Here is a 22,964-nt window from a genome sequence, read left to right on the forward strand (position 1 = left end):
AAAAAATCTCTTAGAAATGAATCTAAGAGATTTTTTGTGTTATGTGACTCGCACCTAACGGAGCGAGACGGAGTGAAAGTCACATAAAGAAAAAGGCTGGGAAAGCCAACCTTTTCTATTTATTCAGCTAAGAGCACTTCTTTGATGGTTTGTTTTTGGAGTTTTCTGTTGGATAGATAAAAGAGGCTTTCATAAACCACAGCAAAACCGATCAAAGTCCAGAAGCAAGCATTCCCATCAAAGTGATGCTCAATCTTTTCAGGAACCGTATCTTTGATTATACCAATCAAGATTTCCATGATACCGTATTGATAAGCCGTCCCTAAAACAAATCCTAGATAAGCCCAAAAACGATAAGGAGCGAGAATATGACCTTGGCATTCACGATCGGTGTAGCCAAAAGCCTTCATAAGAGCCAAGGTTTCGCGACTTTCAGAGACCACAATCCCCAATGACAAAAAGAGTATCGAGAAAGAAAGGATCAAGCCAATCATGATCATCATGGTTTGGATGATATCATCTGTGTAATCCCTGAGGCCAAAGGACAATTGAACCATGGCCGCAAAACACATAGAGCCAAAGACTACAAAAAACAGTATAGATTTTCTCCCCCAAATCAGTGATGAGGACAGCTCTTTTAGGAAGGCCTTCTCTTTCTTAGGAGCCCTCTTTCTCCTTTGAGCCTTGATTGGTGTTGGAGATTTTTTCAATAAGCGAAGAGTCGGCGTTTGTAATTGTCTTCTAGCATAGCCAATCGCGAGAAGCATAAAAAATACCGTTGGCAGGATCACCAAAGCAAGCAAGAGCTGCCAATGAAAATGAATGGTGATTTCTGGCAGGATCCCCTTCTCATTACGAAAGTCATAAAAATGCTCCATTATAAGAAAAGAAGCTAAATAGCCAAGAAGCGCTCCAGCTCCAAAACTCAGTCCAAAGGCCCAAAATCGTTTAGCCAACTGGCCATTACTGTAGCCCAAGGCCTTTAAAATTCCTAATTGTTCCTTGTGGTCATCGACAAATTGTTTGATATAAAAACACATGAGAAGGACCGACGTCAAGGACAAGACGACCCCACTGACCATGGCCACCATCCAAGAAAGCGAAACCTGGGCATCATAGTAGGTCTGAATCATGGGATTGGTTTTCGAAATCTCTAATTGCTCGATGTCCAAGTAAAAATTTAAGAAGAGATTGGCCACAAAGACCGCACAAGCCCCAATGATGCTGACGACAACTAATTTTCGAATATCTTTTACTGAAAACATGGCTTACCATCCAATCTCATAAGCAGTCTGAGGCTGATCATTGGTCACAACTTCGGTAATCTTGCCACTATTGACTCGAATGATGGTTCTGGCCATATCCGCAATATTTTGGTTGTGCGTCACCATGATGAGGGTAAAGCCGAGCTTTTCCTTCAGTTTCCAGATATAGTCGAGAATCTTGCGCCCTGTTTCTTCATCGAGGGCTCCCGTCGGCTCATCTAAGAAAAGAATCTCTGGCTTTTTGGCCAAGGCCCGGGCAATAGAGACTCTCTGCTGTTCCCCACCCGACAATTCACTCGGATACTTGTCTAGCTTATCGCCAAGTCCCAAATCTTCTATGATCTGCAAAAAGTCATGATTGTTTGCCAGGTCTGCCCCCATCTTTACATTCTGTTTGACTGTCAGATTAGGCAATAAATAATACTGCTGGAAGATAAAGGCAATCTTCTCACGTCTAAAGGCTGTCAATTGAGCATCCGCGAGTTGTGATAAATCTTGCCCTTGAATGAGGATATGCCCCTCATCTACCTTTTCTAAGCCTGATAACACGTTTAAGAGAGTTGACTTTCCCGATCCAGAAGGGCCGAGGATAACCACATTATCCTGGTCTTGAATCTGCAAGTCAATCCCTTTTAAAACCTTGGTTTGGCCGTAACTTTTGTGAATATTTTCTAGTTGAATCATTTTTTTCCTACCATTTCTTTGATGAGCGACTGACAAACCTCTGTCATTAATCCAATTACTTCTTCCATGCTGAATTGATAAATACCAGAAGCAACCATAGAGGCCATCCCATGTGAGTAGATAAATAGATGCTGGTACAATCGACTAGCCTCCTCTACAGTCAAAGGATAGTCTGCGACAATCGAATCCAGAACCAATTGGTAACTATGATCCTTCATGGGAAGAAAATCTTGAAAGCGACGAATGGGATCTTTACTAGGATTTTGGAAAAGCAATTGAAAGAGTTGAGGCTCTTTTGAGGCGAAAAGTATATAAGCAACCCCGACAGATCGAAAAGGCTTCTCATCTTCTAAGGCCTTGCGAATATACTCCACCACGACCATTTCCGCAGCACCAATAACCTCTGCTTGTAACTCAGACATATTAGCAAATTGCCCAAAAATGACTCTCGGTGTGGCTCCTAGTTTCTCCGCTAATGCTCTAGCTGTCAAACTAGCCATTCCCTCTTCTCTCACCAATTGTAAAGCTATCCCAATCATAGCCTCTTTACTAAATTTAACCTTGGGTGGCATAAGACTCCTTTCGCGCAACATCTGTTGCGCAACACTTGTTGCATAAAAGGATACCATAAAAAAGAAATACTTGTCAAGAAAAAACTGTAAAACACAAAACAAAAAAACAGCGGACTTTTTATTTCTTTGCTATCCAGCCGATGGCATCGATTGGTGGGTTTTCGGTATCAATCCAGATGAATTCAATCTCGATTTCACCATTTTTAAACTTGGGCAATCGATTACTATTGATTTCTAGTTCGTTTAGTCGTTGACCTGTCAATACTTCTCGTTCCTTCAATTGGAAAAGTTAAAGGGAACTAATACAAATCTTCAAGACTTCTGTATTCTATAACTTCATTCTTTATGATACTCTTTTTAAATTCAAAATGATTCAATGGATTATCGATTAATACTAACTTTGAAATGTCATCTAGATTGGTAACCAAGGATAAAATAAAATCCGATTGAAACTCCTTGGTTTTTTCAAATTCTTTGGCAGTCAAACGCACACGCCCCTTAGATTTTTGCCACCAACCTTTTCGATTATGTCAAAATAAGGATCAAATAAATCCATTCTATTCTTTACAACACCAGTTGTTTCAGCAATTCCCCAAAAAACACGGCTCATCACCGTGTTTCTGTGTTTATTTCACCAACTTCTTCATCTCATCAATACGTGCGACGGTCGCGTCGTATTTGGCTTGGTAGTCGGCTTGTTTGTCGCGTTCTTTTTGGACGACTTCTGGTTTGGCATTGGCTACGAAGCGTTCGTTAGAGAGCTTCTTACCGACCATATCCAGTTCTTTTTGCCATTTAGCTAGTTCCTTATCGAGACGAGCCAATTCTTCTTCGACATTGAGGAGGTCTGCGAGTGGCAAGTAAATTTCTGCTCCTGTGATGACGCTTGACATAGCGAGTTCAGGTGCAGGGATGGTTGATGCAATTTCCAAGTGTTCTGGATTTGTGAAGCGTTTGATGTAGTTGACATTGCTGTTAAAGAAGGATTCCAAGTCGCTATCGCTTGTCTTAACAAGGATGGTGATTGGCTTGCTTGGTGCTACGTTTACTTCCGCACGCGCATTCCGAACGGCACGGATCAAGTCTTTGAGGCTTTCGACACCCGTGTGAGCTGCAAGGTCTTCAAAGGCTGGGTTAACAGTTGGGTATTCCGCTGTGACGATAGAGCCTTCTGAGATTTGTCCAAAGATTTCCTCTGTCACGAATGGCATGATTGGGTGAAGGAGACGAAGGATCTTGTCCAAAGTATAAAGGAGAACAGAACGTGTGATGACTTTCTCTCCTTCATTATCGCTATAAAGGACTTCCTTGGTCAACTCAACGTACCAGTCCGCAAATTCATCCCAAATGAAGTTGTAGAGGATGTGGCCAGCGACACCAAACTCAAACTTGTCAAAGTTTTCAGTGACTTTTCCGATCGTTTCATTGAGGTTGTGGAGAATCCAGCGGTCAGTAACGTTTCCAGCTTCCTTGTTAATAACTTTTTCCACATTGGCAGTTGCTTGCTCAAGGGTCAAGCCTTCATTGTTCATGAGGATGTAGCGAGAGATGTTCCAAATCTTGTTAATGAAGTTCCAAGAAGCATCCATTTTCTCATAAGAGAAGCGCACGTCTTGCCCTGGTGCAGAACCATTTGAAAGGAACCAACGGAGGGCATCGGCACCATATTTCTCGATAACATCCATTGGGTCAATCCCGTTACCGAGTGACTTAGACATCTTGCGTCCTTGCTCGTCGCGAATCAAACCGTGAATCAGGACGTTTTGGAATGGCTGACGACCAGTGAATTCCAAAGATTGGAAGATCATACGAGACACCCAGAAGAAGATGATATCGTAACCTGTTACCAAGGTTGACGTTGGGAAGTAACGTTTGAAGTCTTCTGAATCGACATCAGGCCAGCCCATAGTTGAGAATGGCCAAAGGGCAGAACTGAACCAAGTATCCAAGACGTCTTCGTCCTGAGTCCATCCGTCACCTTCTGGAGCTTCCTCACCAACGTACATTTCACCCTCAGCATTGTACCAAGCAGGGATTTGGTGACCCCACCAGAGCTGACGAGAGATTACCCAGTCATGGACATTTTCCATCCATTGGAGGAAGGTATCGTTGAAACGAGGGGGGTAGAATTCAACCTTATCATCTGTGTATTGGTTTGCAATGGCATTCTTAGCCAATTGGTCCATCTTGACAAACCATTGCGTAGACAAGCGTGGTTCAACCACGACACCTGTACGCTCTGAGTGACCAACACTGTGAACACGTTTTTCGATTTTAACAAGGGCACCGATTTCTTCCAACTTAGCAACGACTGCTTTACGAGCTTCAAAACGGTCCATGCCTGCAAATTCGAAGGCCAAGTCATTCATGGTTCCGTCGTCGTTCATGACGTTAACTTGTGGCAAGTTATGGCGTTGACCAACTAAGAAGTCGTTTGGATCGTGGGCAGGTGTGATTTTCACGACACCCGTACCAAACTCAGGATCTGCGTGTTCGTCCCCAACGATTGGGATGAGTTTATTAGCGATTGGAAGGACGACGTTTTTACCAATCAAGTCCTTGTAGCGTGGGTCTTCTGGATTGACCGCAACGGCAACGTCCCCAAACATAGTCTCAGGACGAGTTGTCGCAACTTCAAGGGCGCGTGAGCCGTCTTCCAGCATGTAGTTCATGTGGTAGAAGGCACCTTCCACGTCCTTGTGGATCACCTCGATATCAGAAAGGGCTGTGCGAGCTGCTGGGTCCCAGTTGATGATAAACTCACCACGATAGATCCAGCCTTTCTTGTATAGATCCACAAAGACCTTGCGCACGGCTTTTGACAAACCTTCATCAAGGGTGAAACGCTCACGAGAGTAGTCTACAGAGAGCCCCATCTTGCCCCACTGTTCCTTGATAGTAGTGGCATATTCATCTTTCCATTCCCAGACTTTCTCAAGGAATTTCTCACGACCGAGGTCGTAACGACTGATGCCCTCACCACGCAAGCGCTCCTCAACCTTAGCCTGAGTTGCAATCCCCGCGTGGTCCATACCAGGAAGCCAAAGCGTATCAAAGCCTTGCATACGTTTTTGACGGATGATGATATCCTGAAGAGTCGTATCCCAAGCGTGACCAAGGTGGAGTTTCCCAGTTACGTTTGGTGGTGGAATGACGATAGAATATGGCTTAGCCTTTTTATCGCCTGAAGGCTTGAAAACATCGGCATCAAGCCATTTTTGGTAACGACCAGCCTCAACCTCAGCTGGATTGTATTTAGGTGAAAGTTCTTTAGACATGTGTGTGTCCTTTCTAGTTATTTCTATTTTTAATGTTGACCTTGAGTTTCCCACTCACTCTTCAGCAAGCCATATATGAGACTGTCACAGCGGTTGCTCTGAGCATCTTTGCGGTCTCGGATGCGAGCTTCAAGGGTGAAACCAAGCTTCTCAGCGACTCGTTGACTTTGGACATTGTAGCCAAAGCAAGACAATTCTACCTTGTGAAGCCCCAATTCTTTAAAAGCTAAGTCAATCAAGGTACGCGCCGCTTCTGGTACATAACCTCGGCCCCAATAGTCGGGGTGCAAAGTATAGCCAATCTCCAGCACATCATCTTCGTGGCGATGGTTGAAATCAACAGAGCCGATGATTTTATCAGTCCCTTTGACCACAATTCCATAGCCTGCTGGGAGATTTTCCTTTTCATTACGATCGGGAAGGATATGCTCTAGGTAATAAATCTCATCTTTCAAGGTCTTGACAGGTGGAAAGCCTGCTGGGTAAGAAACTTCTGGGAGACTAGCGTAGGCATAAATATCCTCAGCATCCGCTACTGTACGGACTCGTAAGACCAGACGCTCCGTTTCGATTCGTTCAGGTAATGTTGCTCTTGTCATTCTTCTGCCTCGCTTTCTTGATAAAGCTCCCCATGGGATCGACTCGGTCGTCCAGATAACGATAAACGCGCTGGTGGCCGTCCCCCATAAAGTAAGTCGGCGCAAAGCGGTCATTTTTAAAATGTCCCTTGTCATCTAAGAGCTCTGGATCAGCTAGTCGCTCGAGAATTTTAGCAAAGATATGGCAGATGCCATCTTCCTCGATAATCCGTTCTACCTGGCAATCCAAAACGACTGGACAGGCCTCCAAAATCGGAGCCTGAGTTCGTTCAGAAATCTCGTAGTCAAGCCCTAGGTGTTTCAATTTCTCCCGATGGCTGATAAAGCCAGCCTGTTCCATCTCAAGCATGAGGTTTTCGTCAGGGATATTCACAGTGAACTGTTGATAATGCTTAATCTGGTCAGCCGCATTTTCCTCAGCACCAACCCCGATGACTAGCCAATCGCCAAGGCTATAAGAGGAACTGCAGGTCGTGATATTGTGCCCAAAGTTCTGGTCCTGATAGCCTAAAATGAAGATAGGAAAACCATAGTAGAGCTTACTTGTTTTAAAAGATTGTTTCATGACAACCTCCTTTGGCTAGGGGTGCAAAATAAAAATCGCCCCTGTCATCAATCTGACAGGGACGAATGTGTTTAATCCGCGGTACCACCCAATTTCGGGCAGATGCCCGCAACTCTCGTCTTTAAAACAAAAAGACATTTATATTTCATTTTTAAATTTCATCCATTAGCAACCAGTTTTGACACATTTGTGGATTTCTCAGCTCCGCCACTTTCTGTAAAATGTGGGACTCAAAACACCTCTAATGGCTATATTTTAACAAGTTTTTGACGGAAAAGCAAGGAACAAGAAAGATTACTTGAACTTAATGCCGTTTTCTTTTAATTTCTTGATAGTTGCTGGACCGATTCCTTTCAAGGCAAGGAGTTCTTTTTCTGTCCAGTTTTTGAAGTCAGCTGCAGATTTGATCCCTTCATCGTAGAAAGTTTTAGCGCGATCTACTGAAAGTCCACCTAGGTTGGCTGCGAATTCCTCTACAGAGCTTGTAACTTTTTGAGCTTGTTCTTTAGTTGCTTCTACAGTTTTTTCAACTTGCTTAGAAACAGCTTTTCCTGCTTCACTTGCTGCTTTTTCAGCGTGTTTCACAACTTTTTTTGTTTCTTCGACAACCTTGTTTACAGCGTTTGAAAGTGCGCCTGAGCGACGAAGATTGTTTCTTAATTGTTTTTTACGTTGTAGTTTTTTTGACATGATAAGATCCTTTCAATAAAAAACCCCTGTGACTGAACAAGGATAAATCTTTATGTTTTATTGTATCAACTTTCTTTGGGAAATGCAAGGCTTGTTAGTTGAGAAAGATAGGAGTCCTATGGGGAATTCCGCCTTAGAATAAGAGAATATGATAGAAGAAAAGCGAAAAATATGGTATAATGAAACGATAGATTTTTGAATAGGAATACAATCATGTTTGGATTTTTAAAAAAAGATAAAGTAACAGAAACACCAGCGATGGTACCAGCGCATATCGGAGTTATCATGGATGGCAATGGTCGTTGGGCTAAAAAACGAATGCAGCCACGTGTCTTTGGGCATAAGGCTGGGATGGATGCTCTGAGAACAGTAGCGATTGCTGCTAGTGATATGGGTGTCAAGGCTATGACAGTTTATGCCTTCTCGACTGAAAATTGGACACGTCCAGATCAGGAAGTCAAGTTTATCATGAACCTTCCGGTTGAATTTTATGATAAGTATGTTCCCGAATTGCACCAAAAGAACATGAAGATTCAAATGATTGGGGAGACTGATCGTTTGCCTAAAGAGACCTTTGATGTTTTGAAAAAAGCGGAAGAGTTGACCAAGTTAAATACAGGTTTGATTCTCAACTTTGCCCTTAATTATGGTGGACGAGCTGAGATTACACAGGCAGTCAAGTTGATTGCACAGGATGTTTTAGATGCTAAGATCAATCCCGGTGATATTACAGAAGAGTTGATTGGGGAATATCTCTTTACGGGACATTTGCCGAAAACTTTGCGCGATCCTGACTTAATCATCCGAACTAGTGGCGAGCTTCGTTTGAGTAATTTCTTGCCTTGGCAAGCAGCTTATAGTGAACTTTATTTCACAGATGTCTTGTGGCCTGACTTTGATGAGGAAGCCTTAAAGGAAGCTATTGCAGAGTTTAACCGCCGCAATCGTCGATTTGGAGGAGTATAGGAACATTATGAAAAAGGACTTAATAAAGAGGACCATATTTGCCGCTTTGGCCCTAGCTATCTTTATCCCACTCTTGATGGTTGGAGGGCTGTGGCTACAGATTGTGATGGGAATTTTAGCCATGCTTGGAGTTCGTGAGTTGCTCCAGATGAAAGGGTTAAACACCATGACCCCTGAGAGTTTGTTGACCTTGCTAGCAACTTTCGCACTGACAATCCCCCTAGAAAACTACTTGACATTTTTACCTGTAGATGGGAATGTTGTCGCATATGGTGTTGTGATTTTTATCATGTTAGGTTGCACTGTTTTTAGCAAGAATTACACCATTGAAGATGCTGTATACCCAATCGCCATGAGTTTCTATGTTGGTTTTGGATTCAACGCTTTAGTCGATGCTCGAATCGCTGGCTTGGATAAAGCGCTCTTGGCTCTCTGTATCGTGTGGGCAACAGATAGTGGTGCTTATCTCGTTGGAATGAATTTCGGCAAGAGAAGATTGGCTCCAAGAGTTTCTCCTAACAAATCAGTCGAAGGAGCTTTTGGTGGTATTATAGCTGCCATGCTTGTTACACTCATCTTTATGTTAGTGGATAGTACAGTTGCCCTTCCTTATGGTATTTACAAAATGACACTCTTTGCTATTTTCTTTAGTATTGCAGGTCAATTGGGTGACTTGATTGAAAGTGCTATGAAACGCCACTTTGGAGTCAAGGATTCAGGGGTCTTCATCCCTGGACATGGGGGGGTACTAGATCGCTTTGATTCTATGTTGGCCGTGTTCCCTATTATGCACCTATTCGGCTTATTTTAAGGAAAGGTGGACAGATATTAAATGTTAGGATTATTAACCTTTATCCTTGTTTTTGGAATTATCGTGGTGGTTCACGAGTTCGGACATTTCTACTTTGCTAAGAAGTCTGGAATTTTGGTTCGTGAATTTGCCATTGGTATGGGTCCGAAAATCTTTGCCCATATCGGGAAAGACGGGACTGCTTACACGATTCGTCTCCTACCGCTTGGTGGTTATGTCCGCATGGCAGGTTGGGGTGAAGATACCACAGAGATTAAGACAGGAACTCCTGTTAGTTTGACCTTAGCCGAAGATGGCAAGGTTAAGCGCATCAATCTTTCTGGTAAGAAGGTCGACCAAACGGCTCTTCCGATGCAAGTAACCCAGTTTGACTTTGAGGATAAACTCTTTATCACAGGTTTGGTCTTGGAAGAGGAAAAAACGTTCTCCGTAGACCATGATGCAACTATTGTGGAAGCTGATGGAACGGAAGTTCGTATCGCTCCGCTAGACGTTCAATATCAAAATGCAACTGTCTGGGGCAAATTGATTACCAACTTTGCAGGCCCCATGAATAACTTTATCCTAGGAGTTGTCGTCTTCTGGATTTTGATTTTCATGCAAGGTGGTGTTCGTGATACACAAAGTAATAACTTTAGTATCATCCCTGATAGCGCGATAGCAAAAGTCGGCCTTGAAAATACGGCCCAAATCACTAAAGTCGGTTCACACGAAATCAGTAACTGGCAAGATTTGATTCAGGCAGTGGAAGCAGAGACCAAGGATAAAACAGCACCTGTTTTAGATGTGACAGTCTCTGAAAATGGAACTGAAAAACAAGTCAGTGTGACACCTGAGGAAAGCCAAGGGCGTTATATTTTGGGTGTTCAACCGAGACTTAAATCGGATATCTGGTCTATGTTTGTAGGTGGATTCACATCTGCAGCTGACTCAGCTTTGCGCATTCTCAATGCCTTGAAAAACTTGATTTTCCAACCTGACTTGAATAAGTTAGGTGGACCTGTTGCAATCTTTAAGGCAAGTAGCGATGCTGCTAAAAATGGTCTTGAGAATGTTTTGTTCTTCTTGGCTATGATTTCTATCAATATCGGGATTTTCAACTTGATTCCTATCCCGGCACTTGATGGTGGGAAAATCGTGCTCAATATTATTGAAGCTATTCGCCGCAAACCACTGAAACAAGAAATTGAAACCTATGTTACTCTAGTTGGAGTTGTGATTATGGTTGTCTTGATGATCGCCGTTACATGGAACGACATCATGCGAACCTTCTTTTAAGAATTAGAGGAAAAATATGAAACAAAGTAAAATGCTAATCCCAACGCTTCGCGAAATGCCAAGCGATGCTCAAGTTATCAGCCACGCTCTTATGTTGCGTGCTGGTTATGTTCGTCAAGTATCAGCAGGAGTCTATTCTTACCTGCCACTTGCTAACCGTGTTATCGAAAAAGCTAAGAAGATCATGCGTCAAGAATTTGACAAGATTGGTGCTGTTGAGATGTTGGCTCCAGCCCTTCTCAGTGCTGACCTTTGGCGTGAATCTGGCCGTTATGATACTTACGGTGAAGACTTGTACAAATTGAAAAATCGTGAGAAATCAGACTTTATCTTGGGCCCGACTCACGAAGAAACCTTCACAGCGATTGTCCGTGATTCTGTCAAGTCTTACAAGCAATTGCCACTAAACTTGTACCAAATCCAGCCTAAATACCGTGATGAAAAACGTCCACGTAATGGACTTCTTCGTACGCGTGAATTCATCATGAAAGATGGTTATAGCTTCCACGCTAACTATGATAGCTTGGATGTAACCTATGATGAGTACAAGGCAGCCTATGAGCGTATCTTTACTCGTAGTGGCTTGGACTTCAAAGCCATCATCGGTGACGGTGGAGCAATGGGTGGTAAGGACAGCCAAGAATTTATGGCCATCACACCTGCTCGTACAGACCTTGACCGTTGGGTAGTGTTAGATAAATCTGTCGCATCATTTGATGAGATTCCTGTAGATGTACAGAAAGAAATCAAGGCAGAATTGCTCAAATGGATGGTTTCTGGTGAAGATACCATTGCCTATTCAAGTGAGTCAAGCTATGCAGCTAACTTGGAAATGGCAACTAACGCCTACAAACCAAGCAACCGTGTTGTGACTGAAAATGAAGTGACTCGCGTGGAAACACCAGGTGTTAAATCTATTGACGAAGTAGCAGCCTTTCTAAACGTTCCAGAAGAGCAAACTATCAAAACTCTCTTCTACATGGCAGATGGTGAGCTTGTCGCAGCCCTTCTAGTAGGAAATGACCAACTTAATGAAGTAAAATTGAAAAACCACTTGGGAGCGGATTTCTTTGACGTAGCCACTGAAGAAGAAGTCGCTGCTGTCATTCCAGCAGGATTCGGTTCTCTAGGACCAGTCGGTCTACCTGAAAATGTGAAAATCATTGCAGATCGTAAAGTTCAAGATCTTCGCAATGCTGTTGCTGGTGCCAACCAAGATGGCTACCACTTGACTGGTGTTAATCCAGGTCGTGATTTCACTGCTGAGTATGTAGATATCCGTGAAGTGCGTGAGGGCGAAATTTCACCAGATGGAAAAGGTGTTCTCAACTTTGCCCGTGGTATCGAAATTGGTCATATTTTCAAACTGGGAACTCGCTACTCAGCAAGTATGGGAGCAGATGTCTTGGATGAAAATGGTCGTGCGATCCCAATTATCATGGGATGCTACGGTATCGGTGTTAGTCGCCTCCTTTCAGCGATTATGGAGCAACACGCTCGCCTCTTTGTTAACAAAACTCCAAAAGGCGAATATCGTTACGCTTGGGGAATCAACTTCCCTAAAGAATTGGCGCCATTTGATGTGCACTTGATTCCGGTTAATGTCAAGGATGAAGACTCTCTTGCATTGACAGATCGTATCGAAGCAGCCTTGGTAAACAAAGGTTACGAAGTTTTGACGGATGACCGTAACGAACGTGTCGGTGTTAAATTCAGCGATAGCGACTTGATTGGTCTTCCAATCCGTATTACTGTTGGTAAAAAAGCAGCGGATGGTATCGTAGAAGTCAAGATTAAGGCGACAGGAGATACAATCGAAGTTCACGCAGATAACTTGCTTGAAACCCTTGAAATCCTAACAAATAAATAAAATCTATAATCAGAAGAAAAACAAGACAAAAATGTAACTAGTTTTTGCCTTGTTTTTTCTTTATAATGAGAGAAAGTAAACATTAAAAGCGTAAAAAGAGGTAGTACTATGCTAAAATTTCCAAAGGATTTTGTCTGGGGTTCCTCAACTTCTGGACCACAGACAGAAGGACGAGTACCTGGTGACGGCAAGGGAGATAATCTCTGGGATTATTGGTATCAAGTAGAGCCAAATCGCTACTACAATGGGATTGGCCCAGATAAGACATCGACCTTCTATGAAAACTGGGAAAAGGATATCGAACTATTGTTAGAAACTGGCCACACAGCCTTTCGAACTTCTATCCAGTGGTCACGTATTTTCCCACAGGGTCGTGGAGCAGTCAATCCTCAAGGTGTGGCTTTCTACCGTCAGGTCTTTGAGGCCATCAAGGCCAAGGGCATTCGTCTCTTAGTCAATCTTTATCACTTTGACCTGCCTTTCGCCCTTCAAGAAGATGGGGATGGTTGGGAAAATAAAGCAACTATTAAGGCCTATGAAGACTATGCTCGTTTCTGTTTTGAAACTTATGGAGACTTGGTTGACCAGTGGATTACCTTCAATGAGCCTATCGTTCCTGTAGAGTTTGGCTATTTCTATGATGCCCATTACCCTCATAAGGTAGATGCCAAAGCGGCAGTTAAGGTTGCCTATCATACCCAGCTAGCCAGCACTCTTGCAGTTAAGGCTTGTCATGAAGTCTTACCAGGCTCTAAGATTGGGATTGTCCTCAACTTGACACCAGCCTATCCACGTAGCCAACATCCTGCTGACGTGAAAGCTGCTCGTATTGCAGATCTCTTCCAGGCCCAATCTTTCCTAGATCCGTCTGTTTTAGGAACATATCCAGAAGAGTTAGTGGAAATTTTGTCTGAGCATGACTTGTTACCAGAATACACAACCGAAGAGTTGGAACTCATTCGTGAGAACACCGTTGACTTCCTAGGAGTCAACTACTATCAGCCTTTGCGTGTCATGGCGCCACGTTTTGCTAAGCATCCTGACAGCCCACTCTTGCCAGAGCATTTCTATGAACCTTACGTGATGCCAGGTCGCAAGATTAATCCACACCGCGGTTGGGAAATCTACGAGCAAGGAATTTATGACATTGCCCAAAACATCAAAGAAAACTATGGCAATATTGAGTGGATGCTGACTGAGAATGGGATGGGTGTTGAAGGTGAAGATAAATTCCGTGTGAATGGCATGATTCAGGACGACTATCGTATCGACTTTGTCAAAGGACATCTGCGTGAACTCCATCGTGCTATCGAAGACGGTGCCAACTGTAAAGGCTATTTGATCTGGACCTTTATTGATTGCTGGTCATGGCTCAATAGTTACAAAAATCGCTATGGTTTGGTCGAGCTAGACTTAGAAACACAAGAACGTCGCCTGAAAAAATCCGGCCACTGGTTCAAAGAGCTCAGTGACAACAATGGGTTTTAAGCAACTTTTTATATAGATTCAAAAAACCATTGGGAATCAATTCTTTACGAGTTTTTCCAATGGTTTTTCTTGTTTTATAATAATCCGATAAAAAGTAACAAAGCTGACAGAGCAATAAAGGCTAGGGTTGCTAGACCACGTTGGCCTGGGCTGTATATCTTTCTTTCGCCTCGAACTGGGAAGACGATAGCTAGTAATGCGCCACCGACAGCTCCACCTACGTGTCCAGCAAGGCTGATACCAGGCATTAAAACGCTACCTACTAGGTTGATGACTAAGAGGGAGAGGTAGGATTGCCCGAGCTGCTGGAGATAGGGATTGCGTGAAGCATAACGAAGAACGACAATAGAGGCGAACATCCCGTAGAGAGCAGTTGAAGCACCTGCAGTAATAGCATTGGGACTAAAAACTAGGACAAAGAGATTTCCCATCATACCCGAAAGAAGGTAGATAAAGAAAAACTGTTTGGAGCCAAAGATTTGTTCCATTTGCCGTCCCAAGAAGTAAAGGGAAAGCATATTAACGAGAAAATGCTGTAAGCCAATGTGGACAAAGGTTGCGGAGAATAAGCGCCAGATTTGTTCAGGCATGGCCTTGATAGCAGGGGGATACACAGCTCCGAATTTATACAAGGTGGCTGCGCTGGTATAGTTGAAACCACTGGTTAGAAACATGAGTACAAAAATCAGGGTTGTCACGAGTAGAAAGAAGCTCGTGACAGGATAACGACGATCAAAAATTTCTTTCATAGATGAGTACCTCCTCAACTGGAATATCGTGTGGATCAGGATGGAAGTCCTGAATCTGACAAGGATAAAGTGTACTGATAGTGTTGCCTGGGAAATGCTCCAAGTAGCGATCGTAATAGCCACCACCGTAGCCAATTCGATAACCAGAAGGATTGAAAGCTAAACCAGGAACATGGATCAAGTCAATCTGAGACGGCTCAAAGACAATAGTTTTCCCCTGTGGTTCAAGAAGTCCAAAAGAATTTCTTTCGAGTTTCTCTGGTTCATATAGAACAAAGTCCATTTTCCCATGTGGATAGGTTTTGGGAATGAGGATAGTCTTTCCATCTTTTTGAGCTTCTTCAATGAGTCTAGCTGTCTGAAATTCATGAGGAAAAGACAGGTAAGTGGCGATGGTTTTTGCTTCCTTGTAGAAGGAATGTAGAAGTAGTTGCTCAGTCAACCAAGCGCCCATGACTTCCTTTTCTTCTTTGGATAGAGATTTGAGTTCTTGCAAGACCTGCTTGCGTAAGGCTTTTTTCATTGTTTACTCCGCAGCTTTCTTGGCTAAAAAGCTTGATACAGCCTCAACACCGATAGCCAGAGCTTCTTCCTTAGGACTCATCTGTGGATGGTGAAGAGCATAAGGGCTGTCAATGCCAAGCCAGAACATGACACCAGGAACCTTAGAGAGAAGATAACCAAAGTCTTCTCCTGTCATGGCAGGTTCGATGTCGATTAGTTCAATGCCCTCTTTTTCATCAAAGAAAGTCATCAATTCCTGGGCTAATTTAGGGTTGTTTTCGACAGGTAGGTAACCTCCCTGCTTGAGTTCAACTTCCACATCCATATCAAAAGCAGCTGCGACACCTTCAGCGATGGCTTTGACACGTTTTTGTACCAATAGACTCATGCTATGTGTGAGAGCTCGAATGGTTCCATGTAAGAAGGCTGTATCAGCGATGACATTATTGGTTGTACCAGCTTGAAAAACACCGAAAGTGACGACAGCACCCTCGATAGGGTCGACATTACGACTGACAACCGACTGAACTTGAGTGACAAAATAGCTAGCTGCAACCAGAGCGTCGTTTGCTTGATGTGGAAAGGCAGCGTGACCGCCTTTACCCTTGAAACGAATCTTGACTTCGCAAGTTCCTGCAAAGAGTGTATGGGTATTGGTCGCAATTTGTCCAACTTTTAAGTCTGGACGGACATGGAGTCCATAGAATTGGTCAGGCAACCAGTCGCCAAAGGCATCGTCTTCATACATGAGCATGCCGCCGGCTTCGTTTTCCTCGGCAGGTTGGAAGAGAAAGAGGAGATTGTTTTTGGGTTGGTTTTCTAGAGCACGTTCGAGACTTCCAAGGGCAATGGTCATGTGAAAATCGTGTCCACAAGCATGCATGCGGTCTGGGTGTTGAGAGGCAAAAGGAAGGCCTGTTTGTTCAACGATTGGGAGTCCATCAATATCTGTTCGCCAACCAATGGTACGTTCTGGCTGACTTCCCTGCAAGTAAACTAAAATACCTGTCTGCCAGGTCCGAATCTGAACAAAATCCTTGCCAGCTGTTAATTTTTCAATGATGCTTAGTAAATAAGCTTGAGTCTTGAATTCTTCTAAACCAATCTCCGGAATTTGGTGAAGATCGCGTCGAGTTTGAATTAAATCTAACATATCTAATTTCCTTCTACTGATACGAATAAAGAGGCTGGAAACATTTCCGCCTCTGTTACTAATTACAAGGTGCGAAGCGCATCTTCTAGCGCTGTTTTTTGTTGGGTTTGGCTATCGATTTCTTTGATAACACGAGCTGGAACGCCTGCTACCACAACATTTTCTGGAACATCTTGAGTGACGATGGCACCTGCTGCAACAACAGCACCGCTACCGATTTGAACACCTTCGATAACCACAGCGTTAGCACCGATGAGGACATTGTCACCGACACGAACAGGCTCAGCGCTGGCTGGTTCGATAACACCTGCAAGAACAGCACCGGCACCGACGTGGCTATTTTTACCGACAATAGCACGTCCACCTAAAATAGCTCCCATATCAATCATAGTACCAGCTCCGATTTCTGCACCGATATTGATCACAGCTCCCATCATAATAACAGCGTTGTCGCCAATCTCAACCTGGTCACGGATGATAGCGCCTGGCTCGATACGAGCATTGATATCACGTTTATCAAGGAGAGGCACAGCAGAGTTGCGAGCGTCTTGTTCAACAACATAGTCCTTGTTTTCTGTTAGTCCATCAAGAAGTGGAGCGATATCTTTCCAGTCTCCAAAGAGAACATTCCCAAGCTTGATAACAGAGACAGGGATAGCTCCGGCAAGTTGTCCTTCAAAGGTCACTTTTATACTTGTCTTTTTCTCAGCATTTGCGATAAATTGGATAATTTCTTGGGCATTCATTTTTGTAGCAGTCATTGATGTCTCCTCACTCTTTGTAATGCTTACTATTCTACCAAAAAAGGCTTCAAAATTGAAGCCTTAAGTGTTAAAAGAAGATTCTTTCAGTTTGTCCTTTGATTCTTCGATGGATAAGAAGATCATGGGAATAATAATCAAAATCATAGCTAATAGCAAGTAGCCATCCAAGACCAGACCTAGAAATAGAACGCTTAGAATAGCAGAGGATAGAGGTTCGCTAGCACTGACGGCCGATACCACCAATGGGGATACCAGAGAGACAGCCTTCATGGATAGGAAAAAGGCAAAAGCTGTTCCCAAAAAGGCAATGGTCAAACAAATCAAGATGCTCACCCAATCCAGTTGAAAACTAATTCTATATACGGGGTAGAGAAAATTACTAAAGAGTCCAGCTAGCATCATTCCCCAGCCAACAGTTGGCACAAAACCGTATTTTCGAGCAAATGGTTGGGGTAAGATGACATTAAACATAACCCCTAGGGCACTGAGAAGTCCAGTTAGTAAGGCGATAGGAGTGATGGATAACTTAGAAAGATCGCCTTTGGTAGCCATCAAAAATACTCCAAGCATAGCAGTTAAAACATAGAAGCTTGCTTTTTTAGAAGCTTTTTTCTTGTAGATGATGCGGTTGTATATGAGAATGAAAACAGGACTGATAAATTGTAGGATAGTTGCCGTTGTTGCATTAGAGTACTCTACACAAAGATAGAAGAAATACTGAACGGAGAAGATTCCTAAGATGGCATAAGCCAGAAAAGGCAGGTAGTTTTTGCGCTTTCTCCAGATATCAAATAGCTGTGAGCGGAACTTAAAGCTAGAAAAGATAAGTACGAAACCACCTGCAAGACTTAGTCGCATAGAAGTGATCCAACCAGAGGAGACTGGATAATGCGTAAAGAAGAATTCTCCTAAAATGCCACAAATACCCCATATTAATCCAGATAGGAGGGAGTAAATGGTTCCCTTGAAAATATTTTTTTGATAGTAATTCATATAAAAGTCGAGTTAGGTGACATACTCTTGATAATAGGTATGTTAGCGTTGGGATCTATTCGAAGAAGAGCTGTTATTATTTTTATCTTTATCTTTATCCTTATCCTTATCCTTATCTTTGTCCTTGTCCTTGTCTTTATCTTTGTTGTCTTGTTTTATTAAATTTCCAACAATCGTATTCCAAGCTTTTTGGTAATCAGAGTCACTACCACCAATAGCAAATCGGTAGGTAGTAGTCGGAGCACCAGCTTGGTTAGCCCAGTAACTTGTTACCATTTCTCCAGTAACGTCAATCTCTTTGCCGTTGATAGTGACCTTACCAGGCTTCTGTCCAGTAGACTTAAGGACTTGAGAAGATGTTACACTTGAATCAAGGCTGAAACGCTCAGTTCCCCAAGCAGAAGGAGAAGCTTGTTGAATAGCGTTTACGAGGTGGGCCATATACTTAGCATTACGATAATATGCGCCTTTGGCTAACGGACTGTTATCATCATGACCAATCCAACCACCAAGAGTCAATCGAGGCGTTGAAAGCATGAGCCACATATCGCCCTCCTCGTTGGTTGTACCAGTTTTCCCAATCCAATCAGCACCTGCTAGACTGGAATTTATGCTATAAAGATCGCTTTGGAAACTTGTAGTTATCCGGGATGAAAGTACATCTCTTAGTAGACTTTGCATAATGGTTGCAGTAGCTTTTGAGTAGACTTGAACAGGTTCGTCTTTATGTTCATAGATAACTTCTCCACTGCTTTTTTCGATTTTTGAAATCATGTATTTTTTATGGTAAACACCATTGTTGGCCAAGGTTTGGTATCCGTTTGTATGTTGAGCTACAGTAACTTCAATTCCTCCTCCCATAGGAAGACTTTCAATACCGTATTCTGGGATTTCATATCCCATTTTTTCCATATAGGAGCGGACATCAACTCCTTTTTCACGAAGCATACGATAAGTCCAGTAGGCCGGGATATTCCAGGAATAATTGAGAGCTTCCTTTAGGTTTATCATAGCTGTTCCCGGACTGTTGACGTGCATGATCGGAGTTCCGTTGGCAAAGTTCGTTGGATAGTTTGATAGGATGCTAGCACTTCCCATCAAGCCTTGGTCAATAGCAATACCATAGGCTAAGATAGGTTTGGTGGTCGAAGCCGGAGATCGTTTTGTGTCAAAGGCGTGATTATTTTGATTGCTTTGGTAATCTCGTCCTCCTACAAATCCTATGATGGCTCCTGTTTTATTATCCATTAAGACATTTCCGACTTCAGGTTGACCACTACTATCATTTAGAAGGTAGCTATAGTTTGCCATTGCATTTTGCATTGCATTATGGATCGTTTTATCGATTGTAGTAGTGATACGGTAACCACCATTTTGAATTTCTTTTTCAGCCAATTCACGATAAGATTTCTGAATAGATTCATTCTTAAGCTCTTGTTCGGAAACGTTATCTTTTTTGACCAGATAATCATACATGACATTAGTCGCTTCATCAAGTGCAGTGAAGTAAAGATAACCCTTAGCTGTTAGGTTTACACTTTCTGCTGGCAAGAAGTCTTGCTTAATGTCATATGCTATATAGGTTTCGTAGTCTTCCTGACTGAGCACTCCAGTTCTATACATATTGTAAAGGACATCTTTGGAACGCTTGATTCCGAGTTCCATATCCTCTTCATTCTTCATCTCACCAGTCGCTTCATAAGGGGAGTAAGAGATAGGACTTTGTGGTAATCCTGCTATAAAGGCTGCCTGAGGGATTGTTAGCTGATTTGCATCAACCCCAAAAATACCTTTGGCTGCTTGTTGAGCCCCCGCAATATTTTGACCTTTATTGTTACGGCCAAATGGAGCGACGTTGAGATAGGTTGTCAAGATTTCATCCTTGCTCATTGCTCGCTCTAAAGCCAAGGCATCCACAATTTCACTAGCTTTACGAGCGAGTGTAGGGGCATCACCAACAACTTGTTGTTTGATGAGCTGTTGTGTCAGAGTAGATCCACCGCTCGAAGAACCAAGACCGATAAAGTTTCCTAGACTAGCACGAATAACAGCTTTAGGAACGACACCATTGTGTTCTGCAAAATGTTCATCCTCTGTTGCAACGATAGCCTGCTTGAGATTATCTGAAATAGCGTCCGACGCAACAGATGTTCGCAGAAGATCGCTCTCAATAGCACCGATCATGGATCCGTCAGCATAGTAAATCTCAGAGATGGATGAAATATCATTCACCTGTTTGATCAGATCCTCCGTCTGAGGAACGGTTACTTTGTCAAATAGAGAAACCGCATAACCGAAAACAACCCCAGTGCCCAAAAGTCCACCAAGAAAGGCGATGATAAAAAGGGTATTAAAGGTTGCCTTGATTCCCAATAAGATATTAGCAAAGATAGTCCAAATATTCGTTTTGGTTTGCTTTTTCTTTTTAGATTTTTTAGGACCACTTTTACCTAAATGTATATTTTTTAGTTTTGTTTTTAGGGACTGAAGGAAAGCCAGTCCTTTTTCTTTCATAGATAATAATTTATTCTTCATTTCTTTCCTCACTCCTTATTATTATACCATAAAAGCAATGATTGCAAGAAATTAGTCTTGGACGAGCTTTAGAGGGGGGTTAGGCAACAAAAAAACCAGGTAAATTCAACCTGGTTTTAAGGGTTTGTTATTCACCTGAAAGTTCTTTTCCAAGATCAATCAAGTAGTCTTTCAAGTGGTCTTTAACTTGAGGATGTTTGAGAGCGTATTCGATAGAAGTTTTCATAAATCCAAACTTATCTCCAACGTCATAACGTGAACCTTTAAATTCACGGGCGAATACACGTTGAGTTTTGTTGAGTGTATCGATAGCATCTGTTAGCTGGATTTCATTTCCGGCACCAGGTTTTTGATTTTCAAGAATACCGAAAATCTCAGGTGTGAGAAGGTAACGGCCGATGATGGCTAAATCACTTGGTGCGTCTTCAGGTGCTGGCTTTTCAACGAAGGTTTCAACACTGTAAAGTCCATCTTTTCCTTCGCCTTGAGGCGCGATAACACCGTAGGCAGAAACTTCTTCATGTGGGACAGGCATCACAGCGATAGTAGAAGCATGAGTTTGCTCATAGTCATTCATAAGTTGTTTGGTCAATGGAATAGCACTATCATCTGTGATATCCATGAGGTCATCTCCAAGCATGACCACAAAGGGTTCATTTCCAACGAAAGCTTTGGCTTGTAAAACGGCATCTCCGAGTCCACGTGGGTGTGTTTGACGGATGAAGTGAAGGCGCATACCAGTTGTTTCGTCAACTAGTTTCAAAAGATCGGTTTTTCCTTTTTCCTTAAGGTTGTACTCTAGTTCAAAGTTTGAATCAAAATGGTCTTCGATAGATCGTTTTGATTTCCCTGTTACTACAAGAATATCCTCAATTCCAGACTTAAGGGCTTCTTCAACGATGAATTGAATAGTTGGCTTATCCACGATTGGCAACATTTCTTTGGCCAAGGCTTTGGTTGCTGGTAGGAAACGAGTTCCAAGTCCCGCAGCAGGGATAACAGCTTTTCTAACTTTTTGCTTCATGAGCATCCTTTCTAACGGTGATTAAGACCACTCGTTCTCTGCCTTGAACTCATTATTCATGAGTTCAGAAACAGCATCTTTAATATTAACATTTTCATAAATAACCTGGTAGATAGCCTGAGTAATAGGCATATAGACTCCAAGTTCTTGCGCCAATTCATAAGCAGCTTTGGTTGTTGAAATTCCTTCGATGACCATTCCCATATTGGCTTCGATATCTGCCAAGGCTTCGCCACGCCCAAGAGCATCTCCAGCACGCCAGTTACGTGAGTGGACAGAAGTTCCTGTAACAATCAAATCACCGACACCTGAAAGTCCGCTATAAGTTAGTGGATTTGCTCCAAGTTTAACCCCCAGACGAGTGATTTCTGCAAGACCGCGCGTGATAATAGCAGCTTTAGCGTTGTCTCCAAATCCGAGTCCATGGAGGGCACCTGCACCAACAGCGATGATATTTTTAAGAGCACCAGCTGTTTCCACTCCGATCACATCTGTATTGGTATAAAGACGGAAGTAGTGGTTACTAAAGAGTGTCTGAACATACTGAGCTGTTTGTAAATCTTTAGAAGCAGCAGTGATTAAGGTGATATCGCGTACAATTGTTTCTTCTGCGTGACTAGGACCAGATACAACCACAATTTCACTGCGGAACTCTTGAGGGATTTCTTCTTCAAGAATGGTCGAAAGACGTTTGTGACTATTTGGCTCGAGACCTTTTGAAGCATGCATAATGACGACTTTATGGTCCAAAACAGCAGCTACTTGTTGAGCTACCAATCTTGTCACCTTAGTTGGAACTACGAACAAAACAGCGTCAACGCCTTTCAAGACTTCTGCTAAATCATGGTAGGCAACAATCTTTTCGTCTAAAACAGTATCCTTAAAATAGCGTTTGTTGGTATGTTGTGTATTGATTTCGTCAATTTGGTCAGGAATATTTCCCCAGATACGTACTTCATGTCCATTGTCATTTAAAACTTGTGACAGAGCAGTACCCCAAGAACCAGGCCCTAAAACAGCGATGGTTTGTTTGTTCATTTTCCCCTCCTTCTGAGAAAGCACTTTCCTATATTCTACCATAAAAAGCACTATCTTGCATCTATATTATTTATTAAGAATTAATTGAATGAAAGAGTATAAATAAAAAAACAGCCAATGAGTAATTTGGCTGTCTTT

At 42.7% G+C, this 22,964-nt stretch carries 21 protein-coding genes and 1 pseudogene; 5 read left to right on the forward strand and 17 right to left on the reverse strand.

Annotated features, from left to right (window positions below; genetic code table 11):
• Window positions 1–119: 119 nt before the first annotated feature.
• The 9 genes and pseudogenes from HW271_RS00710 to HW271_RS00750 all read right to left on the reverse strand — a co-directional run bounded on the left by HW271_RS00710 (window position 120) and on the right by HW271_RS00750 (window position 7,653).
• Window positions 120–1,265, reverse strand: a complete 1,146-nt coding sequence (locus tag HW271_RS00710; protein ID WP_178894474.1) for an FtsX-like permease family protein — start codon at window positions 1,263–1,265, stop codon at window positions 120–122.
• A 3-nt stretch (window positions 1,266–1,268) separates the two neighbouring features.
• Window positions 1,269–1,949 (reverse strand): ABC transporter ATP-binding protein, encoded by a 681-nt coding sequence (locus HW271_RS00715; RefSeq protein ID WP_178894475.1) that lies wholly within the window; start codon window positions 1,947–1,949, stop codon window positions 1,269–1,271.
• On the reverse strand, window positions 1,946–2,521 hold the full coding sequence (locus HW271_RS00720) for a TetR/AcrR family transcriptional regulator (protein ID WP_178895639.1): 576 nt from the start codon (window positions 2,519–2,521) through the stop codon (window positions 1,946–1,948). Before HW271_RS00720 ends, HW271_RS00715 begins: the two co-directional genes overlap by 4 nt.
• Window positions 2,522–2,639: 118 nt before the next feature.
• Window positions 2,640–2,801: a hypothetical protein gene (locus HW271_RS00725; protein ID WP_178894476.1), complete on the reverse strand. Its 162-nt coding sequence runs from the start codon at window positions 2,799–2,801 to the stop codon at window positions 2,640–2,642.
• A 19-nt stretch (window positions 2,802–2,820) separates the two neighbouring features.
• Window positions 2,821–3,113: pseudogene (locus tag HW271_RS00730) on the reverse strand (hypothetical protein); the annotation flags it as partial.
• A gap of 34 nt (window positions 3,114–3,147) precedes the next feature.
• A complete protein-coding gene (locus HW271_RS00735; RefSeq protein WP_178894477.1) occupies window positions 3,148–5,799 on the reverse strand; it encodes a valine--tRNA ligase in 2,652 nt (883 codons plus the stop codon).
• A gap of 29 nt (window positions 5,800–5,828) precedes the next feature.
• Window positions 5,829–6,398, reverse strand: a complete 570-nt coding sequence (locus tag HW271_RS00740) for a GNAT family N-acetyltransferase (RefSeq protein ID WP_178894478.1) — start codon at window positions 6,396–6,398, stop codon at window positions 5,829–5,831.
• On the reverse strand, window positions 6,376–6,963 hold the full coding sequence (locus tag HW271_RS00745) for a flavin reductase family protein (RefSeq protein WP_178894479.1): 588 nt from the start codon (window positions 6,961–6,963) through the stop codon (window positions 6,376–6,378). Before HW271_RS00745 ends, HW271_RS00740 begins: the two co-directional genes overlap by 23 nt.
• A 294-nt stretch (window positions 6,964–7,257) precedes the next feature.
• Window positions 7,258–7,653 carry a helix-hairpin-helix domain-containing protein gene (locus tag HW271_RS00750; protein ID WP_178894480.1) on the reverse strand — a complete coding sequence of 132 codons (396 nt, stop codon included), beginning with the start codon at window positions 7,651–7,653 and terminating at the stop codon, window positions 7,258–7,260.
• A 213-nt stretch (window positions 7,654–7,866) separates the two neighbouring features.
• On the opposite strand from HW271_RS00750, the gene HW271_RS00755 reads away from it, so the two are divergent.
• The 5 genes from HW271_RS00755 to HW271_RS00775 all read left to right on the forward strand — a co-directional run bounded on the left by HW271_RS00755 (window position 7,867) and on the right by HW271_RS00775 (window position 14,066).
• Window positions 7,867–8,619, forward strand: coding sequence for an isoprenyl transferase (locus tag HW271_RS00755; protein WP_178894481.1), 753 nt, complete (start codon window positions 7,867–7,869; stop codon window positions 8,617–8,619).
• 7 nt (window positions 8,620–8,626) lie between these two features.
• Entirely contained in the window at window positions 8,627–9,430 is an 804-nt protein-coding gene (locus HW271_RS00760) for a phosphatidate cytidylyltransferase (protein ID WP_178894482.1), read from the forward strand.
• 21 nt (window positions 9,431–9,451) lie between these two features.
• Entirely contained in the window at window positions 9,452–10,708 is a 1,257-nt protein-coding gene (gene rseP / locus HW271_RS00765; RefSeq protein WP_178894483.1) for an RIP metalloprotease RseP, read from the forward strand.
• Window positions 10,709–10,724: 16 nt separating this feature from the next.
• The gene (locus HW271_RS00770; protein WP_178894484.1) at window positions 10,725–12,578 is read left to right on the forward strand and encodes a proline--tRNA ligase; all 1,854 of its coding nucleotides are present in this window, start codon (window positions 10,725–10,727) and stop codon (window positions 12,576–12,578) included.
• Between the two features lie 108 nt (window positions 12,579–12,686).
• The gene (locus HW271_RS00775) at window positions 12,687–14,066 is read left to right on the forward strand and encodes a glycoside hydrolase family 1 protein (RefSeq protein ID WP_178894485.1); all 1,380 of its coding nucleotides are present in this window, start codon (window positions 12,687–12,689) and stop codon (window positions 14,064–14,066) included.
• 74 nt (window positions 14,067–14,140) lie between these two features.
• On the opposite strand, the gene HW271_RS00780 is transcribed toward HW271_RS00775, so the two are convergent.
• From HW271_RS00780 to HW271_RS00815, 8 genes are all read right to left on the reverse strand, one after another.
• Entirely contained in the window at window positions 14,141–14,815 is a 675-nt protein-coding gene (locus tag HW271_RS00780; RefSeq protein ID WP_075227066.1) for a rhomboid family intramembrane serine protease, read from the reverse strand.
• Window positions 14,799–15,338, reverse strand: coding sequence for a 5-formyltetrahydrofolate cyclo-ligase (locus HW271_RS00785; RefSeq protein ID WP_178894486.1), 540 nt, complete (start codon window positions 15,336–15,338; stop codon window positions 14,799–14,801). The genes HW271_RS00780 and HW271_RS00785 overlap by 17 nt, the downstream gene beginning before the upstream one ends.
• Before the next feature lie 3 nt (window positions 15,339–15,341).
• Window positions 15,342–16,472, reverse strand: coding sequence for an N-acetyldiaminopimelate deacetylase (locus HW271_RS00790; RefSeq protein WP_178894487.1), 1,131 nt, complete (start codon window positions 16,470–16,472; stop codon window positions 15,342–15,344).
• 62 nt (window positions 16,473–16,534) lie between these two features.
• Entirely contained in the window at window positions 16,535–17,233 is a 699-nt protein-coding gene (dapD, locus tag HW271_RS00795; protein ID WP_178894488.1) for a 2,3,4,5-tetrahydropyridine-2,6-dicarboxylate N-acetyltransferase, read from the reverse strand.
• A 63-nt stretch (window positions 17,234–17,296) separates the two neighbouring features.
• Window positions 17,297–18,229 (reverse strand): DMT family transporter, encoded by a 933-nt coding sequence (locus HW271_RS00800; protein ID WP_178894489.1) that lies wholly within the window; start codon window positions 18,227–18,229, stop codon window positions 17,297–17,299.
• Between the two features lie 42 nt (window positions 18,230–18,271).
• Window positions 18,272–20,764, reverse strand: a complete 2,493-nt coding sequence (pbp1b, locus tag HW271_RS00805; protein WP_178894490.1) for a penicillin-binding protein PBP1B — start codon at window positions 20,762–20,764, stop codon at window positions 18,272–18,274.
• Between the two features lie 127 nt (window positions 20,765–20,891).
• Entirely contained in the window at window positions 20,892–21,788 is an 897-nt protein-coding gene (galU, locus tag HW271_RS00810; RefSeq protein WP_178894491.1) for a UTP--glucose-1-phosphate uridylyltransferase GalU, read from the reverse strand.
• A 21-nt stretch (window positions 21,789–21,809) separates the two neighbouring features.
• Entirely contained in the window at window positions 21,810–22,826 is a 1,017-nt protein-coding gene (locus HW271_RS00815; RefSeq protein WP_178894492.1) for an NAD(P)H-dependent glycerol-3-phosphate dehydrogenase, read from the reverse strand.
• Window positions 22,827–22,964: the final 138 nt, after the last annotated feature.

The organism is Streptococcus sp. oral taxon 061 (assembly GCF_013394695.1).
Taxonomy (GTDB): domain Bacteria; phylum Bacillota; class Bacilli; order Lactobacillales; family Streptococcaceae; genus Streptococcus.

Excerpts from the sequence above, each read along its gene's own strand:
- HW271_RS00750 (WP_178894480.1), bottom strand. The coding sequence starts at position 7,653 with ATGTCAAAAAAACTACAACGTAAAAAACAATTAAGAAACAATCTTCGT.
- HW271_RS00715 (WP_178894475.1), bottom strand. The coding sequence starts at position 1,949 with ATGATTCAACTAGAAAATATTCACAAAAGTTACGGCCAAACCAAGGTT.
- HW271_RS00785 (WP_178894486.1), bottom strand. The coding sequence starts at position 15,338 with ATGAAAAAAGCCTTACGCAAGCAGGTCTTGCAAGAACTCAAATCTCTA.
- galU (WP_178894491.1), bottom strand. The coding sequence starts at position 21,788 with ATGAAGCAAAAAGTTAGAAAAGCTGTTATCCCTGCTGCGGGACTTGGA.
- HW271_RS00720 (WP_178895639.1), bottom strand. The coding sequence starts at position 2,521 with ATGCCACCCAAGGTTAAATTTAGTAAAGAGGCTATGATTGGGATAGCT.
- HW271_RS00755 (WP_178894481.1), top strand. The coding sequence starts at position 7,867 with ATGTTTGGATTTTTAAAAAAAGATAAAGTAACAGAAACACCAGCGATG.
- HW271_RS00815 (WP_178894492.1), bottom strand. The coding sequence starts at position 22,826 with ATGAACAAACAAACCATCGCTGTTTTAGGGCCTGGTTCTTGGGGTACT.
- HW271_RS00800 (WP_178894489.1), bottom strand. The coding sequence starts at position 18,229 with ATGAATTACTATCAAAAAAATATTTTCAAGGGAACCATTTACTCCCTC.
- HW271_RS00780 (WP_075227066.1), bottom strand. The coding sequence starts at position 14,815 with ATGAAAGAAATTTTTGATCGTCGTTATCCTGTCACGAGCTTCTTTCTA.
- HW271_RS00745 (WP_178894479.1), bottom strand. The coding sequence starts at position 6,963 with ATGAAACAATCTTTTAAAACAAGTAAGCTCTACTATGGTTTTCCTATC.
- HW271_RS00775 (WP_178894485.1), top strand. The coding sequence starts at position 12,687 with ATGCTAAAATTTCCAAAGGATTTTGTCTGGGGTTCCTCAACTTCTGGA.
- HW271_RS00740 (WP_178894478.1), bottom strand. The coding sequence starts at position 6,398 with ATGACAAGAGCAACATTACCTGAACGAATCGAAACGGAGCGTCTGGTC.
- HW271_RS00735 (WP_178894477.1), bottom strand. The coding sequence starts at position 5,799 with ATGTCTAAAGAACTTTCACCTAAATACAATCCAGCTGAGGTTGAGGCT.
- HW271_RS00760 (WP_178894482.1), top strand. The coding sequence starts at position 8,627 with ATGAAAAAGGACTTAATAAAGAGGACCATATTTGCCGCTTTGGCCCTA.
- HW271_RS00790 (WP_178894487.1), bottom strand. The coding sequence starts at position 16,472 with ATGTTAGATTTAATTCAAACTCGACGCGATCTTCACCAAATTCCGGAG.
- dapD (WP_178894488.1), bottom strand. The coding sequence starts at position 17,233 with ATGACTGCTACAAAAATGAATGCCCAAGAAATTATCCAATTTATCGCA.
- rseP (WP_178894483.1), top strand. The coding sequence starts at position 9,452 with ATGTTAGGATTATTAACCTTTATCCTTGTTTTTGGAATTATCGTGGTG.
- pbp1b (WP_178894490.1), bottom strand. The coding sequence starts at position 20,764 with ATGAAGAATAAATTATTATCTATGAAAGAAAAAGGACTGGCTTTCCTT.
- HW271_RS00770 (WP_178894484.1), top strand. The coding sequence starts at position 10,725 with ATGAAACAAAGTAAAATGCTAATCCCAACGCTTCGCGAAATGCCAAGC.
- HW271_RS00710 (WP_178894474.1), bottom strand. The coding sequence starts at position 1,265 with ATGTTTTCAGTAAAAGATATTCGAAAATTAGTTGTCGTCAGCATCATT.